Source organism: Nonomuraea sp. NPDC049709 (genome assembly GCF_040674815.1).
Taxonomy (GTDB): Bacteria; Actinomycetota; Actinomycetes; order Streptosporangiales; family Streptosporangiaceae; genus Nonomuraea.
Genome location: NZ_JBFANM010000016.1, coordinates 51995 through 70139, shown reverse-complemented (window position 1 = coordinate 70139; position 18145 = coordinate 51995). Strand labels below are relative to the sequence as shown.

At 71.8% G+C, this 18145-nt stretch carries 18 protein-coding genes; 15 read left to right on the top strand and 3 right to left on the bottom strand.

Annotated elements, in window-relative coordinates; genetic code table 11:
* Positions 1 to 9: 9 nt before the first annotated feature.
* The 3 genes from AB0J69_RS17980 (at position 10) to AB0J69_RS17970 (ending at position 2108) form a co-directional block, all read left to right on the top strand.
* Entirely contained in the window at positions 10 to 387 is a 378-nt protein-coding gene (locus AB0J69_RS17980) for a hypothetical protein (RefSeq protein WP_364118151.1), read from the top strand.
* Positions 384 to 950 (top strand): cysteine dioxygenase family protein, encoded by a 567-nt coding sequence (locus AB0J69_RS17975; protein WP_364118149.1) that lies wholly within the window; start codon positions 384 to 386, stop codon positions 948 to 950. Before AB0J69_RS17980 ends, AB0J69_RS17975 begins: the two co-directional genes overlap by 4 nt.
* A gap of 150 nt (positions 951 to 1100) precedes the next feature.
* Positions 1101 to 2108 carry a sugar-binding domain-containing protein gene (locus AB0J69_RS17970; protein WP_364118148.1) on the top strand — a complete coding sequence of 336 codons (1008 nt, stop codon included), beginning with the start codon at positions 1101 to 1103 and terminating at the stop codon, positions 2106 to 2108.
* Between the two features lie 99 nt (positions 2109 to 2207).
* Here AB0J69_RS17970 and AB0J69_RS17965 read toward each other — a convergent pair whose 3' ends face one another.
* Positions 2208 to 3200, bottom strand: coding sequence for a sugar phosphate isomerase/epimerase family protein (locus tag AB0J69_RS17965; protein WP_364118146.1), 993 nt, complete (start codon positions 3198 to 3200; stop codon positions 2208 to 2210).
* Between the two features lie 230 nt (positions 3201 to 3430).
* On the opposite strand from AB0J69_RS17965, the gene AB0J69_RS17960 reads away from it, so the two are divergent.
* The 8 genes from AB0J69_RS17960 to AB0J69_RS17925 all read left to right on the top strand — a co-directional run bounded on the left by AB0J69_RS17960 (position 3431) and on the right by AB0J69_RS17925 (position 12070).
* Complete coding sequence (locus AB0J69_RS17960; RefSeq protein WP_364118368.1) at positions 3431 to 4312, top strand: transketolase; 882 nt, start codon at positions 3431 to 3433, stop codon at positions 4310 to 4312.
* Positions 4309 to 5262 carry a transketolase C-terminal domain-containing protein gene (locus tag AB0J69_RS17955; RefSeq protein WP_364118144.1) on the top strand — a complete coding sequence of 318 codons (954 nt, stop codon included), beginning with the start codon at positions 4309 to 4311 and terminating at the stop codon, positions 5260 to 5262. Before AB0J69_RS17960 ends, AB0J69_RS17955 begins: the two co-directional genes overlap by 4 nt.
* On the top strand, positions 5255 to 6715 hold the full coding sequence (locus AB0J69_RS17950) for an FGGY family carbohydrate kinase (protein WP_364118143.1): 1461 nt from the start codon (positions 5255 to 5257) through the stop codon (positions 6713 to 6715). The genes AB0J69_RS17955 and AB0J69_RS17950 overlap by 8 nt, the downstream gene beginning before the upstream one ends.
* Positions 6712 to 7356, top strand: a complete 645-nt coding sequence (locus AB0J69_RS17945) for a DUF2291 domain-containing protein (RefSeq protein WP_364118141.1) — start codon at positions 6712 to 6714, stop codon at positions 7354 to 7356. Before AB0J69_RS17950 ends, AB0J69_RS17945 begins: the two co-directional genes overlap by 4 nt.
* On the top strand, positions 7353 to 8882 hold the full coding sequence (locus AB0J69_RS17940; protein WP_364118139.1) for a sugar ABC transporter ATP-binding protein: 1530 nt from the start codon (positions 7353 to 7355) through the stop codon (positions 8880 to 8882). The genes AB0J69_RS17945 and AB0J69_RS17940 overlap by 4 nt, the downstream gene beginning before the upstream one ends.
* Positions 8879 to 9970, top strand: a complete 1092-nt coding sequence (locus AB0J69_RS17935) for an ABC transporter permease (RefSeq protein ID WP_364118137.1) — start codon at positions 8879 to 8881, stop codon at positions 9968 to 9970. The genes AB0J69_RS17940 and AB0J69_RS17935 overlap by 4 nt, the downstream gene beginning before the upstream one ends.
* A gap of 26 nt (positions 9971 to 9996) precedes the next feature.
* Positions 9997 to 11001 carry a D-ribose ABC transporter substrate-binding protein gene (locus AB0J69_RS17930; protein WP_364118135.1) on the top strand — a complete coding sequence of 335 codons (1005 nt, stop codon included), beginning with the start codon at positions 9997 to 9999 and terminating at the stop codon, positions 10999 to 11001.
* A 91-nt stretch (positions 11002 to 11092) separates the two neighbouring features.
* Positions 11093 to 12070: a sugar-binding transcriptional regulator gene (locus tag AB0J69_RS17925; RefSeq protein WP_364118133.1), complete on the top strand. Its 978-nt coding sequence runs from the start codon at positions 11093 to 11095 to the stop codon at positions 12068 to 12070.
* Positions 12071 to 12098: 28 nt separating this feature from the next.
* Here the strand turns inward: AB0J69_RS17925 and AB0J69_RS17920 are convergent, their stop codons facing one another.
* Positions 12099 to 12578, bottom strand: a complete 480-nt coding sequence (locus AB0J69_RS17920) for a MarR family transcriptional regulator (protein ID WP_364118131.1) — start codon at positions 12576 to 12578, stop codon at positions 12099 to 12101.
* A 76-nt stretch (positions 12579 to 12654) separates the two neighbouring features.
* On the opposite strand from AB0J69_RS17920, the gene AB0J69_RS17915 reads away from it, so the two are divergent.
* The 3 genes from AB0J69_RS17915 to AB0J69_RS17905 all read left to right on the top strand — a co-directional run bounded on the left by AB0J69_RS17915 (position 12655) and on the right by AB0J69_RS17905 (position 16717).
* The gene (locus AB0J69_RS17915; protein ID WP_364118129.1) at positions 12655 to 13122 is read left to right on the top strand and encodes a nitroreductase/quinone reductase family protein; all 468 of its coding nucleotides are present in this window, start codon (positions 12655 to 12657) and stop codon (positions 13120 to 13122) included.
* 116 nt (positions 13123 to 13238) lie between these two features.
* Positions 13239 to 14285, top strand: coding sequence for a DUF418 domain-containing protein (locus AB0J69_RS17910; protein ID WP_364118127.1), 1047 nt, complete (start codon positions 13239 to 13241; stop codon positions 14283 to 14285).
* A 143-nt stretch (positions 14286 to 14428) separates the two neighbouring features.
* Positions 14429 to 16717 carry a polysaccharide lyase 8 family protein gene (locus AB0J69_RS17905; RefSeq protein WP_364118125.1) on the top strand — a complete coding sequence of 763 codons (2289 nt, stop codon included), beginning with the start codon at positions 14429 to 14431 and terminating at the stop codon, positions 16715 to 16717.
* A gap of 95 nt (positions 16718 to 16812) precedes the next feature.
* Here the strand turns inward: AB0J69_RS17905 and AB0J69_RS17900 are convergent, their stop codons facing one another.
* A complete protein-coding gene (locus tag AB0J69_RS17900; RefSeq protein ID WP_364118123.1) occupies positions 16813 to 17409 on the bottom strand; it encodes an XRE family transcriptional regulator in 597 nt (198 codons plus the stop codon).
* A 97-nt stretch (positions 17410 to 17506) separates the two neighbouring features.
* On the opposite strand from AB0J69_RS17900, the gene AB0J69_RS17895 reads away from it, so the two are divergent.
* Positions 17507 to 18142, top strand: a complete 636-nt coding sequence (locus AB0J69_RS17895; RefSeq protein WP_364118121.1) for a class I SAM-dependent methyltransferase — start codon at positions 17507 to 17509, stop codon at positions 18140 to 18142.
* The last annotated feature ends 3 nt before the right edge of the window (positions 18143 to 18145 follow it).

Below are 18145 nucleotides of genomic sequence, written 5' to 3'. Positions count from 1 at the left end.
CGACGCAACGTGGTGCTCGACACGTTCCTGCCCGAGCCCACTCCGAGGCGCCGGCCGTACCGGTCCGAGAGCGGCCACGACCGCAAGACGGTCACCCATCCGCCGGCCGGAGACATCACGCTCGACTGCGACAGAGTCACGGCTGCCGGGTCCGCGATGCCGTGGCAGGGCGGAGGAGCCGGGAACGCGGCGGGAAGCCTGCCGGTGCGCAGCGATCCTCACGGTGACGCAAAGGCCCACGCGGTGGCTCGCCACAGCCGGCCCATGGGCTTCAGTGACATCAGCCCGCCGACCAGCCGTGCAGGATTCATCAAGGTTGTCTATGAGAATCGCGGCTCTTTGGCATTGGACGTCATGATGTCGGGCCGGTCACCATGGGTTTCATGACACAGGTGATGGGTGCGCCCGCCGGCGCAGGGTTCAGACCGGGGCTCGCCGATCTGGTGGAGCGGATCCGACCGCGAGCACGGCAGCAGGCCGACCCCCAGACGATCGCGCAGCAGGTGGCCGACGTGCTGGCGCAGATGGAGCCGAGCCCGGACCTGCTCACCGAGGCCGAACGTGCCGGCTCGCCCGAGGGCTACAGCAGGCACACCTTGCACACCGAGGAGACGTTCTCGCTGTCCGCCGTCGTGTGGCGGCCGGGACAGGTCACCGAGATCCACGATCACCTGGTCTGGTGCTCCTTCATGGTGCTGCAGGGCACGGAGACCGAGACCCTGTACGGCATCGACGGAGACCGCCTTGTCGAGATCGGCGAACGGCAGCGTCCCGCCGGCTCGGTCAGTGGCGCCGCCCCACCCGACGACATTCACCGGGTTCACAACACCGGTGACACGGTCGCGATCACGCTGCACGTGTACGGGACGGACCTCAGCAACGGCACCAGCGTTCGACGCACGTACCAGCAGGAACCCGAGGACAGCCCTCACAACGCGACGGGGCGATAGAGGGCGGCTTCGCCTCCAGCAGGCGTAGGTAGTGGTCGGAGTCGGGCCAGGCATCCTGACCGCCCACGGTGCCCGGGCGTAGTGACATCCTTCGCCCGTCGGCTCGCTCGACGGTAGGCTGAATGGATAACACATCGTGGATGAACATGCATGAAGGGCGGCGCCATGGTCGCGGGCCTCGGGAACGACGTGTCCACGGGGCACCTACGGCTCCTGGTCAGAGTCGCCCGGATGTACCACGAGGAGGGCATCCGCCAGCCTGCCATCGCAGCCGAGCTGAACATCTCCCAGCCCCGGGTGTCCCGGCTGCTGCGCGAGGCGGTCAGGCGCGGGATCGTGCGGACCGTGGTCGTCCTGCCCCAAAGCGTGCACAGCGAACTGGAGGACCGGCTCCGGCGCCGCTACGACCTGCGCGATGTGGTGGTCGTGGACACCCAGGAGTCGGCGCGGAACGTCATCCCGGCGCTCGCCGCGGCGGCGGCCGACTACTTCGACGCCACCTTCGCCGGCGGCGACGTGATCGGGATTTCCTCCTGGAGCGAGACGCTGCTGGCCACCGTCGACCGCATGCAGCCCAAGACGAGCCAGGTCGCCGAGTGCGTCATCCAGCTCGTCGGCGGCGTGGGCAGTCCCGAGGCGCAGGTGCGGGCCACCCGGTTGCTCGGCCGGCTGGCGGAGATCGCCCGCGCCCGTCCGGTCTCCGTACCTTCCCCGGGGGTGGTCGGCGACCCCTCGATCCGCGACGCCCTGCTCCAGGACAGTTCGGTCCGGGATGTCGTGGGCAGGTGGCGGGACCTGACCGTCGTCCTGGCCGGCATCGGCAGCCTGGAGCCCTCGCCCCTGCTGCTCAGCAGCGGCAACGCCGTCGGGGACGCCGATCAGGACGAGTTGCGCAGGCTCGGCGCCGTCGGGGACGTGTGCCTGCACTTCTTCGACGCCGCGGGGAGAGCCGTCGACTCCGGTTTCGACCGGCGCGTGGTGGGCATCGACGCGGCCACGTTCCGCGCCGTCGAGCGCCGGGTCGGCGTCGCGGGCGGCCTGCGCAAGCTCTCCGCCATCAGGGCCGCGATCGAGGGCGGCTGGGTGAACATCCTGATCACCGACCTGCAGGTGGCCCAGCGGCTGGACATCCCGCCGAACCCGCAGCCCGCGCCCTGATGGTCAGAGACCACCTTCCGGCCGCCGTCGTAGCAGTCGGGCCGGTGTAGGGCGCGTTCCGGCTCCCGACAGGCTCCGCCGGCCGGAGTCATCTCACCATCAGTCGTCGACCTGGGCGGAGAGCAGGGCCTTACGGGCGATGCGCTGCGCGGCCAGGGCGTCCTGCCGGGCCTGCGCCTCGGCGAGGGCGTCGACGTCGAGGACCCCCAGGGCGCGCCAGATGGTACGCATGACCTCGATGCCGGCGCGGGCCGCCTCCACGGAGTCCTCGCGGAAGGGGAACTGGTCGAGCTGCCAGACGCCCTGCCAGCCGGCCTGGCGCAGGGTGTGGAAGAACTCGAACGTCTCGACCAGGTGGACGGAGCCCACCACCATGTCGTCGTCCCAGCCGCGGAAGTTGTCGTTGACGTCGATGGCGTACAGGCGGTCGTGGTCCAGGATGAGCTGGGCGGCGTCCGCCGGGGACTCCAGGCCGTAGAGGGAGTGGCCGAAGTCGAGCAGGATGCCGACGTTGGGCACGTCCATCTTCTCGATGGCCAGCAGGGTACGGGCCGCGGAGGAGAAGGTCATGCGGTTGCGCGGCTCGCGCGGCTTGTACTCGATGGCGAAGCGCAGGTCGGGATGGCGCTGCGCGAGCTCGCGGACGGCGTCGATGGACATCCGCCACAGCGCCTTGTAGTCGGCTTGGAAGGGGTAGTCCCAGCCGTCCTGCCCCGGCCAGAGCTTGACGTAGTCGCAGCCGAGCCGGCGGGCCAGGTCGGCCGCGTCGCTCACCAGCTCGATCGCGGCGCGGCGGATCTCCGGGTCGGGGTTGGTGAAGCCGCCGCGGCTGAACGTGCGGGTGTAGATCTCGGGCGTCAGGGCGATGGCGCGCAGCCCGTTGGCCTTCAGCCGCTCCTCCAGCTGCGCCACGTCGAGGTCGGCCGGGTTGAACGGGTAGTTGATGTCGACCACCGACAGGCTGCCGACCTGGCCGGCCCGGTCGACGGCCTCCAGGGTGGAGACGGGCGGGCCGTAGCCGTCGGTGGCGTAGCGGTCGCGGAACTGGCCGAAGTGCCAGAGTCCGGCGCCGAAGAGAGGTTCTGCGGCCATGGAACGGCTCCTGTCCCTGGAATGGCGCCGGATGAGGCGCGGCTTGGTTGAATTTCTATTCAATACTGCCTTGCTATTCAGCCGGAATGTAACGTCGGCGACATGGAGCCGTCAAGCAGGCGATCACCGGCTGCTCGTTGACATGAATCGACCGGCGGTCGTAGCGTCTCAATTATGCCTAATCAATATGGAATAGATATTCAACCTGGTGAGGTGGAGTGGTGACGCCGATGCTCGCCTGTGACCCGGCGCGGGCGGCCGCCTACCGCCAGACGGTCGAGCGCATCCGAGCCGCCGGCCCGGACACCGCCGCGGCCGAGCTGGGCCGGCTGGCCACGCAGGTGCGCCGGAGCATCATCCGGACCATCGATCGGGCCGGCATGGGGCACATCGGCGGCGACCTGTCGGTGACCGACATCCTGGTGTCCTGTTTCTACGGAGCGTTGTCCGTCGACCCCGAGCGGCCGGGCTGGACCGGCCGCGACCGGTTCGTGCTGAGCAAGGGCCACTGCGCCGCCGCGCTCTACGCCACCCTGGCCCAGTGCGGCTTCTTCGCCGCGGCGGAGCTGGAGACGTTCATGGCGCCGCTGTCGGCGTTGAACGGCCATCCCAACCGGCTCAAGGTTCCCGGGGTGGAGACCAACACCGGCGCGCTCGGGCACGGGCTGCCGGTCGCCGTCGGGTGCGCGCTGGCGGCCAGGCTGGACGGCGTGAGCTGGCGTACCGTCGTCGTGCTGGGGGACGGTGAGCTGCAGGAAGGCAGCAACTGGGAGGCCGCGATGGCCGCCGCCCACCATGGCCTGTCGTCGCTGACGGCGATCGTCGATCGCAACCGGCTGCAGCAGGGCGCCAGGACGGAGGAGACCAACGCGCTCGGCGCGCTGGGCGACAAGTGGCGCAGCTTCGGCTGGGAGGTGCGCGAGGTCGACGGCCACGACCACCTCGCGCTGCTGCGGGCGATGAACGGCCCGCGCACCGGCCGGCCGGTCGCCGTCATCGCGAACACGATCAAGGGGAAGGGCGTGTCGTTCATGGAGGACAGGGTGGAGTGGCACCACAAGGTGCCCACCCCGGAGCAGGTCGCAGCGGCGCTGGCGGAGCTGGCCCGATGACCGTCGCCGAGCAGCAGGCCGTCTTCGACTGCCGCAAGGACTTCGCCGACGAGCTGATGGCCCTGGCCGAGGCCGACGAGCGGATCGTGGCGGTGTGCAACGACTCCGTGGGCTCCAGCAACCTCGTCGGCTTCCGTGAGCGTTTCCCCGACCGGCTGATCAACGTCGGCATCGCCGAGCAGGATCTCGTGGGCGTGGCCGCCGGCCTGGCGAACGCGGGCAAGATCCCGTTCGTGTGCGCCGCGGCGCCGTTCCTGACCGGGCGGGCCCTGGAGCAGATCAAAGCCGACGTCGCCTACAGCGAGGCCCATGTCGTGCTCTGCGGGCAGAGCCCCGGCATGGCCTACGGCGAGCTCGGGCCGACCCACCACTCCATCGAGGACCTGTCGTGGATGCGCGCGGTCGCCAACCTCGACGTCATCATCCCGGCCGACCCGGTGCAGACCCGGGCCGCCGTACGCTGGGCCGCCTCCTCGCAACGGCCCTCCTACCTGCGCATCCCGCGCTTCAAGGTGCCGGTCGTCACCCCGGACGGCGCGCCGTTCGAGCCGCGCCGCGCCGTGCTGCTGCAGGACGGCGGCGACGCCACCGTCATCGCGATCGGCTCGCTCACCTCGCGCGCCCTGGAGGCGGCGGCCAGGCTGCGCGGCGAGGGCGTGTCGGTACGGGTGCTCAACATGCCCTTCCTCGACCCCATGGACGAGGAGGCCGTCGTCGCGGCGGCCCGCGAGACCGGGCGGATCGTCACGGCCGAGGAGGCCACCATCAGCGGCGGCCTGGGCGCGGCGGTGTCCGGCGCCGTCGTCACCCACCACCCGGTCCCGATGCGGATCCTCGGCATCCCCCGCGTGTTCGCCCCCACCGGGAACACCGCCTTCCTGCTCGACCACTTCGGCCTGTCCGCCGACGGCATCGTCGCCGCCGTGAAGGATCTGCTCCGCCATGGCTAGCCCCCTCGTCCTGGCCGTCGACCAGGGCACCAGCTCCACCAAGGCGCTGCTCGTCGACGCCGAGGGGCGGGTCGTGGCGCGGGCCGCCGTTGTCGTCCCGGAGACGCAGCCGCGTCCCGGCTGGGTGGAGCAGCCGGCCGAGGAGCTGTGGCAGAGCGTGCGCCGCGCGGTCGCCGGCTGCGTCGCCCCCGAGCACGCCGGCCGCGTCGCCGGCGTGGCCTTCAGCACCCAGCGCGAGTCGCTGGTGCTGTGGGAGCGCCGCACCGGCGAGCCGGCCGGGCCCCTGATCAGCTGGCAGGACCGGCGCACAGCCGACCGTTGCCATGAGCTGGCCGCCTCCGCCGAGCTGGTGCGCTCGGTGAGCGGGATGCCCCTGGACCCGATGTTCTCCGCGCTCAAGGCCCGCTGGCTGCTCGACACCTACGACCCGGACCGGCGCCGCAGCCGGGCGGGGGAGCTGTGCCTGGGCACCGTCGACTCCTGGCTGCTCAGCCGTCTCGGCGGCCGGCACGTCATCGAGGTCGGAAACGCCTCCCGGACCCAGCTCCTCGACATCCGGACAGGCGGATGGGACGCCCGCCTGCTCGACCTGTTCGCGGTGCCGGCCGAGGTGCTGCCCGAGGTGGTGTCCTCCTGCGGGCCCTTCCCCGCGGTCCGGGGGCTGGCGCCGCTGCCCGACGGGGTTCCGGTGCTGGCGGTGATGGGTGACTCGCACGCCGCGATGTTCGCCCACGCCGGCTGGCGGCCCGGCGTCGTCAAGGCCACCTACGGCACCGGCTCGTCGGTGATGGCCATCGGCGGCCCGCCCGACGCGCCCGGGCTGTGCCGCAGCATCGCCTGGGACCTCGGGGCCGGCCCGGTGCACGCCGTCGAGGGCAACATCCGCGCGACCGGGCGCACCGTCAGCTGGCTGGCCGAGCTGTTCGACGTGCCCGCCGACGTGCTGCTGGCCGAGGCCGCCGACCCGGGCGACGTGCACTTCGTGCCCGCCTTCGGCGGCCTCGGCGCCCCCTGGTGGGAACCGGAGGCCAGCCCCGTCATCACCGGGCTGACGCTCGGCACCCGCCGGGCCCAGCTCGTCGCCGCCGCCCTGGAGGCGGTCGCCTTCCAGGTCGAGGACGTGGTGGCCGCCGTCGATCAGGCCGTTGGCCGGGTACGCGTGCTCATGGCCGACGGCGGTCTGACCCGCAGCGCCCGCTTGATGCAGCTCCAGGCCGACGTCAGCGGCCGGGCCGTCGCCCGGTCCGGGGAGCACGACCTGTCCGCGCTCGGCGTGGCCGATGCCGCCGGGCTCGCGGCCAAGCTCTGGACCCTCGATCAGTTGGAGACGCGGCACCGGCCGGCCGACACCTACCGGCCGGGCATCGACGAGGCCGAGCGCGTACGCAGGAAGGCCGCCTGGCACGCGGCCGTCCGCCGTGCCCGGCCCCCGCAGGAAGGAAGCAGCACATGACCACAACGGCGCCGACCGCCCGTCGGCGCGTCCCTGCCCGCTGGATCGCCGCCGCGGCCGTCGCCGTACTGGTTGTGCTCATGGCGGTCAGCACCGAATATCGCACGGCGGAGAGCGCGGCGGCCGCGGCGCCGAAAAAGTTTGACCCGGCCGTGTTCGGCGCCCAGAACTACCAGGCCAAGGTCGTGCCCGCCATCCAGGCCGCCGCCGTCGACCTGCCGGTCCTGCTCAAGGCCCTGGCCGGGGACAAGGACGCCGCCGGCCGGAAGTACGGCAAGCGCCAGGGCACCGGCCCCTACACCTTCGCCGTCAAGGGCACGGGCGAGGCGGGGAAGGCACGCTCCGGCCTGCTGCCCGTCACCGTCGACGGCCTGCCGGACGGCACCCGGGTGTCGCTGCAGACCGGCCCGGCCATCAACGGCACCGCGCTGCGCGACGCCGCCGGGTTCATCACCTTCGGCCAGTTCACCAACCAGGTCGAGTACGCCGACGCGGCCACCGCCCTGAACAACGAGATGCGCGCCAAGCTGCTCAACGGCCTCGACGTGGCGGCGCTGGACGGCAAGGAGATCACCTTCACCGGCGCGTTCACGCTGCTCACCCCGCAGACCGTGACCATCACCCCGGTGGCGATCTCATGAGCGCTCCGGTGTTGCGGGCCTGCGAGGTCACCAAGGTCTACGGCGGCACCCACGCGCTGAAAGGCGTCGACTTCCCCGTCACCGCGGGCCGCGTGACTGCGCTGTTCGGCGAGAACGGCGCCGGCAAGTCGACGCTGATGAAGATCCTGGCCGGGATCGAGCAGCCCACCACCGGCCACGTCGAGCTGGACGGGCGGCCCGTGCGGCTGCGGTCCTCCCGCCATGCCGCCGACCGGGGCATCGCCATCATCCACCAGGAGCTGAGCCTGTGCCCGAACCTCAGCGTCACCGACAACCTGTTCCTGGCCCGCGAGGTCCGCACCGGGTTCGGTGCGGTCGACCGCAGGGCGCAGCGCGCGGCCACGCGGGCCGTGCTCGACCGGCTGGAGGAGCGCGCCGACCCCGACGGGCTGGTCGGCGACCTGCGGCTGGGCCAGCAGCAGCTCGTGGAGATCGCCCGCGCCCTGCTCCAGGAGGCCCGCGTCCTGATCACGGACGAGCCGACCTCCGCGCTCACCGCGCCCGAGGTCGAGGTGCTGTTCCGGGTGATCAGGGAGCTGACCGCCGCGGGTGTGGCCGTCGTCTACATCTCCCACCACCTCGACGAGGCCCTCGACATCGCCGACGACGTCGTGGTGCTGCGCGACGGCACGCTCGTCGCCACCGCGCGGGCCGGCGAGGTGGACATCCGCTGGATCGTGGAGCAGATGGTCGGCCGCGACCAGGACACCCTCTTCCCGGACCGCGAACCCGTGCTCGGCGAGGAGGCGCTGACCGTGCGCGACCTCAGCGTGGCCGATCCGGCCGTCCCCGACCGGCTCGCCGTGGACGGGCTGTCGCTCGCCGTGCGCGCGGGCGAGATCGTCGGCGTCTACGGCCTCATGGGCGCGGGCCGCACCGAGCTGCTGGAAGCGCTCGCGGGCCGGCTCCGGCCGGTCTCCGGGCAGGTCCTGCTGGACGGCAGGCCCCTCGACGGGCCAGGCATCCGCGAGCGCATCGAGCGCGGCGTGGTGCTGGTGCCCGAGGACCGCCAGCGCGACGGCCTCGTCCAGACCATGTCGGTGGGGCAGAACCTGTCCCTCGCGGCGCTCGGCACGTACGTCCGCGGCCTGTTCGTCTCGCAGCCGCGCGAACGCGCCGCCGTCGCCCGCGCCATCACCGACGTCACCGTCAAGACCAGCGGCCACGCGGCGGCCATCGGCTCCCTCAGCGGCGGCAACCAGCAGAAGGTGGTCATCGGCAAGGCGCTGCTGACCGGGCCGCGCGTGCTGCTGCTCGACGAGCCGTCCCGCGGCGTCGACGTGGGCGCCAAGGCCGACATCTTCGAGTTGATGGCCGGTCAGGCCCGGCACGGCCTGGCCGTCCTGTTCACCACATCCGACGCCGAAGAGGCGCTGCACATCCCCGACCGGCTGCTCGTGCTCGCCCGCGGCGCCCTCGTCGGCGAGTTTCGGCGCGGCGAGCTCACCCGGGAGGAACTGATGCGCGTGTCCGACGGCGGAACCCCGAAGGACGGTGCGGCATGACGGCCACCACCAAGACCCCCGCCGCCGTCCCCGCCGAGCGCTCGGCCGCCCGGGCGCGCCGCCTGTCGCTGCTGAACGTGGCCTTCGAACTGCGCGCCTTCATCGCGCTCGCCGTGCTCATCGTGATCTTCGGGCTGCTGTCGGACTCGTTCCTGACCGTGCCCAACCTCATCACGATGACCAAGCACGTCGCGATCAACGCCGTGATCGCGCTCGGCATGCTGCTGGTCATCCTCAAGGGCGGCATCGACCTGTCGGTCGGCTCCATCGTGGGCCTGTCCGGCGTGGTCGCCGGTGAGCTGCTGGGCGGCCTGCACGTCGGCGGCGTGATCGCCTACCCGCCGGTGTGGGTGGTGATCGTGCTGTGCGTGACGGTCGGCATGGCGGTCGGCGCGGTCAACGGGCTGCTCGTCACCCGCTTCAACGTGGCGCCGTTCATCGCCACCCTCGGCATGCTGTACGTGGCCCGCGGCGCGGCGATGCTCATCTCCGACGGCGCCACCTACCCCAACCTGGCCGGCCACTCCGCCCTCGGCAACACCGGCTTCGGCCTGCTCGGCAGCGGCCGCCCGCTCGGCCTGCCGACCTCGATCTGGATCATGATCGCGCTGGCGGTGCTGGCCACGCTGCTGCTGGCCAAGTCCCCGTTCGGCCGCTGGTTGTACGCCACCGGCGGCAACGAACGGGCCGCCGACCTGTCCGGGGTGCCGATCCGGCGGGTCAAGACCATCGTGTACGTGATCTCCGGCGCCTGCGCCGCCATCGCCGGGCTCATCATCGCCTCGGAGCTCACCTCGGCCGCGCCGCAGGCGGGGGAGACCTACGAGCTGAACGCCATCGCCGCGGTCGTCATCGGCGGCGCGGCGCTCAGCGGCGGCCGGGGCACCGTGCGCGGCACCCTGGTCGGCGCGTTCGTCATCGGCTTCCTCGCCGACGGCCTGGTGATCCTGGGCGTGTCGACGTTCTGGCAGATCCTCATCAAGGGCGCGGTCATCATCCTCGCCGTCATGCTCGACCAGGGCCAGCAGCGATTCAAGCGTCGGGGAGCCGCCGCGGCGGCGGTCGCCGCGACCAAACACCACGACTAGACACCACCCCCTGAAGGAGAACCACCATGCCGTCCACCCGCCGTCGTGTCCTCACCTGGGCCCTGTCGCTGACCGTGGGCTGCGCCGCCCTGACCGCGTGCGGGGGCAGCGCGCAGCAGCCCGCCACCAGCGCCTCCGCCTCCACCGGCGGCGGCACCGGCGCGGCCGGCGGGCTGATCGCGATCATCACGCCCTCGCACGACAACCCGTTCTTCAAGGCCGAGGCCGACGCGGCCAAGGCCAAGGCCGAATCCCTCGGCTACCAGACGTCCGTGGCCTCCCACGACGACGACCCCAACAAGCAGAGCGAGCTGATCGACGCCGCGATCTCCCGCCAGGCCAAGGCGATCGTCCTGGACAACGCCGGCGCCGACGCCTCCATCGGCCCGGTGCGCAAGGCCACCGAGGGCGGCATCCCCGTCTTCCTGATCGACCGCGAGATCAACGCCACCGGCATCGCCAAGGCGCAGATCGTGTCCAACAACTCCCAGGGCGCGCAGCTCGCCGCGCAGTCGTTCGTCGAGGCGATGAAGAGCAAGGGCAACTACGTCGAGCTGGTCGGCAAGGAGTCCGACACCAACGCCAGCGTGCGCTCCAAGGGCTTCGCCGACGTGATCTCCCAGTATCCGGACATGAAGCAGGTCGCCAAGGAGAGCGCCAACTGGGACCAGCAGGAGGCCTTCACCAAGATGGAGACCATCCTCCAGAAGAGCCGCGACATCCAGGGCGTCATCGCCGGCAACGACACCATGGCGCTCGGCGCGGTCGCGGCGCTCAAGGCCGCCGGGATCCTGGACAAGGTCACGGTCGTCGGCTTCGACGGCAGCCCCGACGCCATCGCCGCGGTCAAGGCGGGCGAGATGCACGCCACCGCCCTGCAGCCCGCCGCGCTCGGCGCCACCAGCGCCGTGGAGCAGGCCGACCAGTTCATCAAGACCGGAAAGACCGGCAAGGAGGAGAAGCAGTCCATCGACTGCGAGCTCGTCACCAAGGACAACGCCGACGAGTTCGGCGTCTTCGCCAGGAAGTGACCTGCCGGGAGTCGCGGCCCCTGATCAGTCACCTATTCTGAGGTAGACGTTCCGATGTGAATAGAAATTCGCAGTAGAGGGGTGGTGCGCGGTGGTCCCGAACCCGGCAGGCAGGAGCGACTCGGCCAAGGATCATCTGCGCCTGCTGGCGCGGGTGGCGCGCATGTATCACGAGCAGGGCCTGCGCCAGCCCGAGATCGCCGCCGCGCTCAACATCTCCCAGCCGCGCGTGTCCCGCCTGCTCAAGGAGGCGGTCACGCGCGGCATGGTCCGCACCGTGGTCACCCTCCCCGACGGCGTGCACACCGAGCTGGAGGAGGAGCTCCAGCGCCGCTACAACCTGCGCGACGCCGTCGTGGTCGACGTCGAGGAGTTCCAGGACGACGTCATCCCGCCGCTGGCCTCGGCCGCGGCCAGCTATCTCGGCGTCACCTTCACCGGCGGCGACGTGGTCGGCATCTCCTCCTGGAGCGAGACCCTGCTCGCCACCGTCGAACGCATGCCGCAGAAGAACTCCCAGGTCGCCGACCGCGTCATGCAGCTCGTCGGGGGTGTCGGCAGCCCCGAGGCCCAGGTGCACGCCACCCGCCTGGTGGCGCGCCTGGCCAACCTCACCAACGGCCGTCCCGTCTTCGTGCCCCTGCCCGGAGTGGTCGCGACCACCGCCATCCGCGACGCGCTCCTCCAGGACCCCACCGTGATCGACGTCCAGGCGCAGTGGAACGATCTGACCGTCGTCCTGGTCGGCATCGGCAGCCTGGAGCCGTCGCCCCTCCTGCTCAGCAGCGGCAACGCCGTCAGCCACGCCGACCAGGAGGAGCTGCGCGCCCTCGGCGCCGTCGGGGACGTGTGCCTGCACTTCTTCGACGCCTCGGGCAAGCCCGTCGACTCCGGCTTCGACCAGCGGGTCATCGGCATCGACGCGCCGACCTTCCGCGCCGTGCCCCGCAGGGTGGGGGTGGCGGGCGGCATGCGCAAGGCGTCCGCCGTCAAGGCCGCGATCGAGGGCGGCTGGGTGAACATCCTCATCACCGACCTGCACGTGGCCCGCCATCTGGCGTCGAACTGATCGACGCGCCGACCTTCCGTGCGGGGTGTCAGCAGTGGCCGGGGCCGCACCTGGCGACGATCTCGGCCATCGCGCCGCGGAAGTGCGTACGATCCTCCTCCGCCAGCGGTGCGAGGAGACCTTCCATCTCCGCCCGCAGCTCGGTGTAGAACGCGACGGCCGCTCGGCGGCCCTCGTCGGTCAGCGTCACCTGGACGGCCCGGCGGTCCCCGGGCACGGATGACCGCAAGGCCAGGCCGCGTCGTTCGGCCCGGTTCATCAGCCCGGTGAGCGCGGCCTTCTCCACCCCGAAGCAGCCGGCCAGCTCCGCCATGCCCCTGGGGCCGCCGAGCAGCACGCACAGGAGCCTGGCCTGGACGGGGGTCAGCTCGTGGCGCTCGGACACGCGCTGGTAGACCGTCTGGACCAGGCCGCTGAGCCGGACCAGCCCGGTGGCCGCGTCCATCGGTGCGCCGTCCGGGCCGGCGCCCAGCCCCTTCAGCGCGGTCTCCCGCCCCGTGTTGTTCACCCCCTTACTGTATATGGCGAATATAGTTAATTATGCGTACAGTACGCTTAGTTAACTTTTCGCCCTTGGAGGCCTCATGAGCTTCGACACCCCCGTCGGCACCCGCGGCGCCCGGCTGCCGGCCGGACGGCTGTTCCGATGGTTCAACAAGCTGGCCGCGCGGCGGATCCGCCGCAAGGGTGGCCAGATGATGGGCCTCAACGCCCTGGTCCTCACCACCGTCGGCGCCAAGAGCGGGCTGGAGCGCACCACTCCTGTGGGCTGGTTCCCCGGCGACGGCGGCAGCCGGCTGATCGTGGCCTCGGCGGGCGGGGCGGCAGGCAACCCGTCCTGGTACTACAACCTCGCCGCCCACCCCGACCAGGTCCGCATCGAGGTCGACGGCCGCACGGTGGACGTGGTCGCCGAGCAGCTCCACGGGGCGGAGCGCACGGAGGCCTGGCAGCGGATCACCAAGGCGGCACCCAGGTTCGCGCAGTACCAGGAGAAGACCGACCGGCAACTGCCGATCATCCGCCTGCGTCAGAAGCACTCCCAGGCCTGACGCCCTCACCTGGGCGGCCCGCGTCTGCGCCGGATCGGCCGAAAGCACGGTCGCCGACCGCGGGACACGACTTGTGGCCGATACCGGCACCGGGCCGCAGCTGAAGGATGAGGCCCATGCCCCACGAAGATCACGCTCCCGGACTGAACGCCGGCGATCCCCGCACCTCCTCCGCCCCGCGCCGAGGCGACGGCCCGGCAGGCCCCGGCCGGGCGCGGATCGCCGCGCTCGACGTCCTGCGCGGGTTCACGCTGTGCGAGATCCTGCTCGCCAACATCCAGCTGATAGCCAATGACAGCACCGCCGTCGCGACGCAGCCCATGGGCGACTGGGACCCCTGGCTCGGCCTCCCGACCTTCTCCCTGCTGTTCGGCATCGGGTTCTCGCTGCTGCTGGACTCCGCCGCGAACCGCGTCCCGCGCCCGCGGCTGATCCTGCTGCGCAGGCTCGCGGCACTGCTCGCGATCGGCCTCGCGCACATGCTGCTGTGGCCGGGCGAGATCCTGACCAAGTACGCCGTCGTCGGCATGCTGGTGCTGCTGCCCTCGACCTGGCTGCCGCGGTGGGCCGTGGCCGGTCTCGCCGCCGTACTCGTCCCGGCGGCGCTGCTCTCCGGCGGGGGCGGGCCGCTGCTCATCGCCGGGCTGTTCCTGCTGGGCTCGGCACTGGTCCGCTACGGGGTGGTCGAGCGGATCGAGCGGTCCACCCGAGGGCCGCTCCTGCTGGGCCTGGCCTTCGCGGCGGGGACGGCCTGTGCCCGGTGGGTCCAGGCCGGCGTGCAGGCCGGGGCGGACGCGGCGCAGCCGTCCTTCACCTCCAGCCTGGCCGACCTGCTGCTCACCGGCGTGTACGTGTGCGCCCTGCTGGTGCTGCTCAGAACGCCGCTGCGACCGGTGCTGCGGGTGGTCTTCGCGCCGCTGGGCCGGATGGCGCTGACCAACTACCTGACCGCCACCGTCCTCGTCCTGGCCGCCGGTCACCTCCTCGGCCTGCCGATCGGCCGATCCCTGACGGCGGCGTACCTGACCGCGGGAGCCATCCTCGCAGTCCAGTGGCTGTTGTCCACCCTCTGGCTGCGCCGCTACCGCCAAGGCCCCCTCGAGTGGCTCTGGCGCTGGGCCACCTGGGCCCGCCGCCCTGCCCTGCGTACCGCCGCCGGCTGATCAGGCCGGGCTGTCACCGACGGAGGTGGGCGCCGCGAGGCTCCCCGGGGACCGGCCTACCGTCGTGGAGGCGAAATAGTCCACTCACCTACCGACATATGATCTTTTCGATTGATATTTGCCCGACTGTCGGAAAGGCCTCCATGACCCACCACCTCAGTCGGCGGTCCGCCCTGCTGGGCGCCGCGACCGTGGCCGGTCTCGCCCTGTGGGACAAGCCGGCCAAGGCGGCCGGCGCCGCCGCGTTCGACGCCGCGCGTGAGCGATGGGTGAGCCTGCTGGCCGGTGGGTCGTACGACGCCGCGTACGCGGCCAAAACGGAGGCGGTCGAGGGCTCGGCCAACGCGGTGCTGCGCAAGCTGAAGCCCACCGCCGGCCGCCCGAGCCTGTGGCCCGACCTGCCGCTCGGGGACCCCAGGACGGGCAACTTCAACCGCGCCTACAACCGCATGCGCACATTGGCGCTGGGCTGGGCCACGCCGGGCACCGCCATGCACCACGACGGGCAGGTCGCCGAGACCGCGGTCAGGGCGCTGGACTTCCTGTACGAGCACGCCTACCACGAGGGGCTCGACCGGCGGGGCAGCAACTGGTACTGGTGGGAGATCGGCGTCCCTCGCGCGCTGACCGACACCTGCGCCCTGCTCTACGACGGCCTGCCCAAGGACCGTCTCGACCGCTGGCTGCGCCCGTTGCGCCGCTGGTGCCCCAACCCGGAGCGCCGCGTCAGCCACCCCGGCGTCGTCGAGACCGGCGCCAACCGGGCGAGCAAGGCCATGGCGGTGGCGATGCGCGGACTGCTCACGCACGACGCCCGCCTCATCAAGCGGGCCAAGAACGCGGTCTCCGACCTGCTGCGGCCGACCAGGGGGCCGGGCGACGGCTTCTACCGCGACGGGTCGTTCATCCAGCACGACGTGTACCCCTACAACGGCAGCTACGGCGTGGACTACCTGGAGAGCGTGGCCGAGCTGATCGCCATGCTCGCGGGGTCGCCGTGGGAGATCACGGGGATCGGGAACGTCTACGACCTCGTGGATCGCTCGTTCACGCCGTTCATCTTCGACGGGCTGATGATGGACTGCGTACGCGGCCGGCAGATCTCGGTGCAGGGCCACCGCGACTACCACTCGGGGCAGAAGGCCGTCGAGGCCATCCTCACCCTGCTGGAGGCGGCGCCCGAGCCCTATGCCCGGCGCTGGCGGCCGCTGGTGAAGGGCTGGCTCACCCGGAACCAGGTGATCCCGTACGACACGCTCGCACCGTTGGGGAGCATCGCAGGGGCCAGGGCCCTGCTGGAGGACCCGTCGGTGCCGGTCGGCCCGCGCACGACGGGCACGTACGTCTTCGCCGACATGGACCGGGTCGTGCACCGCCGTCCCACCTGGGCGTACGCGATCGCGATGAGCTCGGAGCGCATCGGCGCGGCCGAGGCCATGAACCGGGAGAACCTGCACGGCTGGTACACCGGCGACGGCATGACCTACCTCTACACCGGCGACCTCACCCACTGGAACGACGACCTGTGGCCCACGATCGACCCGTACCGGCTGCCGGGCACGACGGTCGACACCCGCAGGCGCGCCGAGCTCAAGCACGGCAAGCGCCGCCTGCCCCCCACACCGTGGGCGGGCGGCGTGGCCCTCGACGGCGAGTACGGCGTGGCCGCCATGAAGCTGATCGCCGACGGCTCCTCGCTGCGGGCCAAGAAGGCGTGGTTCCTGCTCGACGACGCGGTGATCGCCCTCGGCACCGGCATCGCCGCCTCCGACGGCCGCCGCGTCGAGACCATCGTGGAGAACCGCAACACCCACGACCGGCATCCGCCGCTGACCCAGGGCGACGGCTGGGTCCACCTGTCCGGGGTGGCCGGATACGCGCTGCTCGACGGCGCGGAAGCGAAGGTGATCCGCAAGAAGCGCACCGGCCGCTGGCGGGACATCGACAAGGGCGCCACCACCGGAGGCGACGGGACCCCCGTCACCAGGCACTACACGACGATCCTGGTCGACCACGGCGTCGATCCGCGCAAGGCGCGCTACGCCTATGCCGTGCTGCCCGACGCCTCCGTCACCCAGACCGCGGCCTACCGCGGGCGGGTCGAGATCCTCGCCAACTCCGGAGCGGTGCAGGCCATCTCCCGCGACAGCGTGCTCGCCGCCGTCTTCTGGCGCGCGGCGACGGTCGAGACCGCGTATGGTCCGCTCGCCGCCGACGGCCCGTGCACGCTGCTGGTCCGCCGCGACAGCCGGCAGGTACGGCTCGCGGTCTCCGACCCGTCCAGGACCGCCGACGAGGTGAAGATCACGCTGCCCTGGCCGGTGAAATCGGTCAAGGAGAGCGACCGCAGCGTGCGCAAGGCCAAGGAAGCGGTCAAGGTGGAGGTCGGGGGCAGCCGCGGGCACGCCCACACCGCGGTGGTGCGCGTCTGAACCCCGCGCATCGGGTAACAGCCGGCCGGGCCCCTCTCAGGTCGCCGAGCGACTCGCGAGCCGGGTGAGGCGATCGCGCGGCCCGGCGGTGGGCCCTACCCGGCCGGGCCCTGTCTCGGCGCCGCACGGACGTGCGTGCGTTCGCCTTGTTTGCCGATGAGGCTCAGGAACTCGACGGGACCGGCGCCGGTGGCCCCGAACCAGTGGGGAGTGCGCGTGTCGAACTCCGCCGCCTCCCCGGGCCTGAGGATGAGGTCGTGTTCGCCGAGGACGAGGCGGAGCGTTCCGTTGAGGACGTAGACCCAGTCGTAACCCTCGTGGGTGCGCAGGTCGGGTTCGGCGTCGTCGGTTCCGGCCGGGAGGACGAACTTGTAGGCCTGGATCCCGCCGGGCCTCCGGGTCAGCGGCAGGATGACCGAGCCGTCGCCGCACGGGATGGGCCGCAGGTGGATGCGGGGGTCGCCGGTCGGCGGCGCATCGACGAGCTCGTCGAGCGTGACCCCGTAGGCGCGGGCGAGCGGGAGCAGCTGCTCGAGCGTGGGACGTCGCAGGCCCGCCTCCAGCCGGGACAGGGTGCTGGTGGAGATGCCGGTCTCCGCCGCGAGGTCGGCGAGCGTGACTTCCCGATGCAGCCGAAGGCGTTTCAACCTCGGCCCGACGGCGTCAAGGGTGCGGTCCGTGGCTTCGTCCATCCCGCCATTTTGCCATTCGGCAACAAGGTTTGCACATCTGCCTCCTCCATCAGCACCATGGCGAACGAAACGCGCCAACGAGGAGGACGGACGACCTATGACGTACGGATTCGACAAGGACTTCTGGGAGCGGCACTGGCGAGAGGGACGAGCCGGTGGCGCCGGGTCCATGGGCGGCAACCCGCCGAACCCGTACCTCGCTCGTGAGACCGGCGACCTGGCACCGGGCACGGCACTGGACGCGGGGTGCGGCGGTGGTGCGGAGGCGATCTGGCTCGCCTCCCGCGGCTGGCAGGTCACCGCGGCCGACATCTCGTCCGAGGCCCTTGCCCGCGCCGCCGAGCGCGCGGCGGCGAGCGGGGCCCGCGAGCGCTTGCGGTGGGTCGAGGCGGATCTGAGCGTCTGGACCCCAGGCGCCCGGTTCGACCTGGTCATGACGCACTACGCCCACCCGGCGATGCCCCAGCTGGAGTTCTACGACCGCATCGCCGGATGGGTGGCTCCCGGCGGCACGCTGCTCGTCGTGGGGCACCTGCACACCCACGGCTCCACCGGCCACGGGCACCACCCTCCCGCCGAGGCGTCGGCCACCGCCGCGTCCGTCACCGCGCGCCTCGACGGCACGGAGTGGGAGATCGTCACCGCCGAAGAGCACGTGCGCACGCTCACCGGCCACGGGGGCCGAGCGGCTTCCCTCCACGACGTCGTCGTGCGCGCCACCCGACGCCCGTAGTCA

Excerpts from the sequence above, each read along its gene's own strand:
- AB0J69_RS17975 (WP_364118149.1), top strand. The coding sequence starts at position 384 with ATGACACAGGTGATGGGTGCGCCCGCCGGCGCAGGGTTCAGACCGGGG.
- AB0J69_RS17970 (WP_364118148.1), top strand. The coding sequence starts at position 1,101 with ATGAAGGGCGGCGCCATGGTCGCGGGCCTCGGGAACGACGTGTCCACG.
- AB0J69_RS17965 (WP_364118146.1), bottom strand. The coding sequence starts at position 3,200 with ATGGCCGCAGAACCTCTCTTCGGCGCCGGACTCTGGCACTTCGGCCAG.
- AB0J69_RS17960 (WP_364118368.1), top strand. The coding sequence starts at position 3,431 with ATGCTCGCCTGTGACCCGGCGCGGGCGGCCGCCTACCGCCAGACGGTC.
- AB0J69_RS17955 (WP_364118144.1), top strand. The coding sequence starts at position 4,309 with ATGACCGTCGCCGAGCAGCAGGCCGTCTTCGACTGCCGCAAGGACTTC.
- AB0J69_RS17950 (WP_364118143.1), top strand. The coding sequence starts at position 5,255 with ATGGCTAGCCCCCTCGTCCTGGCCGTCGACCAGGGCACCAGCTCCACC.
- AB0J69_RS17945 (WP_364118141.1), top strand. The coding sequence starts at position 6,712 with ATGACCACAACGGCGCCGACCGCCCGTCGGCGCGTCCCTGCCCGCTGG.
- AB0J69_RS17940 (WP_364118139.1), top strand. The coding sequence starts at position 7,353 with ATGAGCGCTCCGGTGTTGCGGGCCTGCGAGGTCACCAAGGTCTACGGC.
- AB0J69_RS17935 (WP_364118137.1), top strand. The coding sequence starts at position 8,879 with ATGACGGCCACCACCAAGACCCCCGCCGCCGTCCCCGCCGAGCGCTCG.
- AB0J69_RS17930 (WP_364118135.1), top strand. The coding sequence starts at position 9,997 with ATGCCGTCCACCCGCCGTCGTGTCCTCACCTGGGCCCTGTCGCTGACC.
- AB0J69_RS17915 (WP_364118129.1), top strand. The coding sequence starts at position 12,655 with ATGAGCTTCGACACCCCCGTCGGCACCCGCGGCGCCCGGCTGCCGGCC.
- AB0J69_RS17910 (WP_364118127.1), top strand. The coding sequence starts at position 13,239 with ATGCCCCACGAAGATCACGCTCCCGGACTGAACGCCGGCGATCCCCGC.
- AB0J69_RS17905 (WP_364118125.1), top strand. The coding sequence starts at position 14,429 with ATGACCCACCACCTCAGTCGGCGGTCCGCCCTGCTGGGCGCCGCGACC.
- AB0J69_RS17900 (WP_364118123.1), bottom strand. The coding sequence starts at position 17,409 with ATGGACGAAGCCACGGACCGCACCCTTGACGCCGTCGGGCCGAGGTTG.
- AB0J69_RS17895 (WP_364118121.1), top strand. The coding sequence starts at position 17,507 with ATGACGTACGGATTCGACAAGGACTTCTGGGAGCGGCACTGGCGAGAG.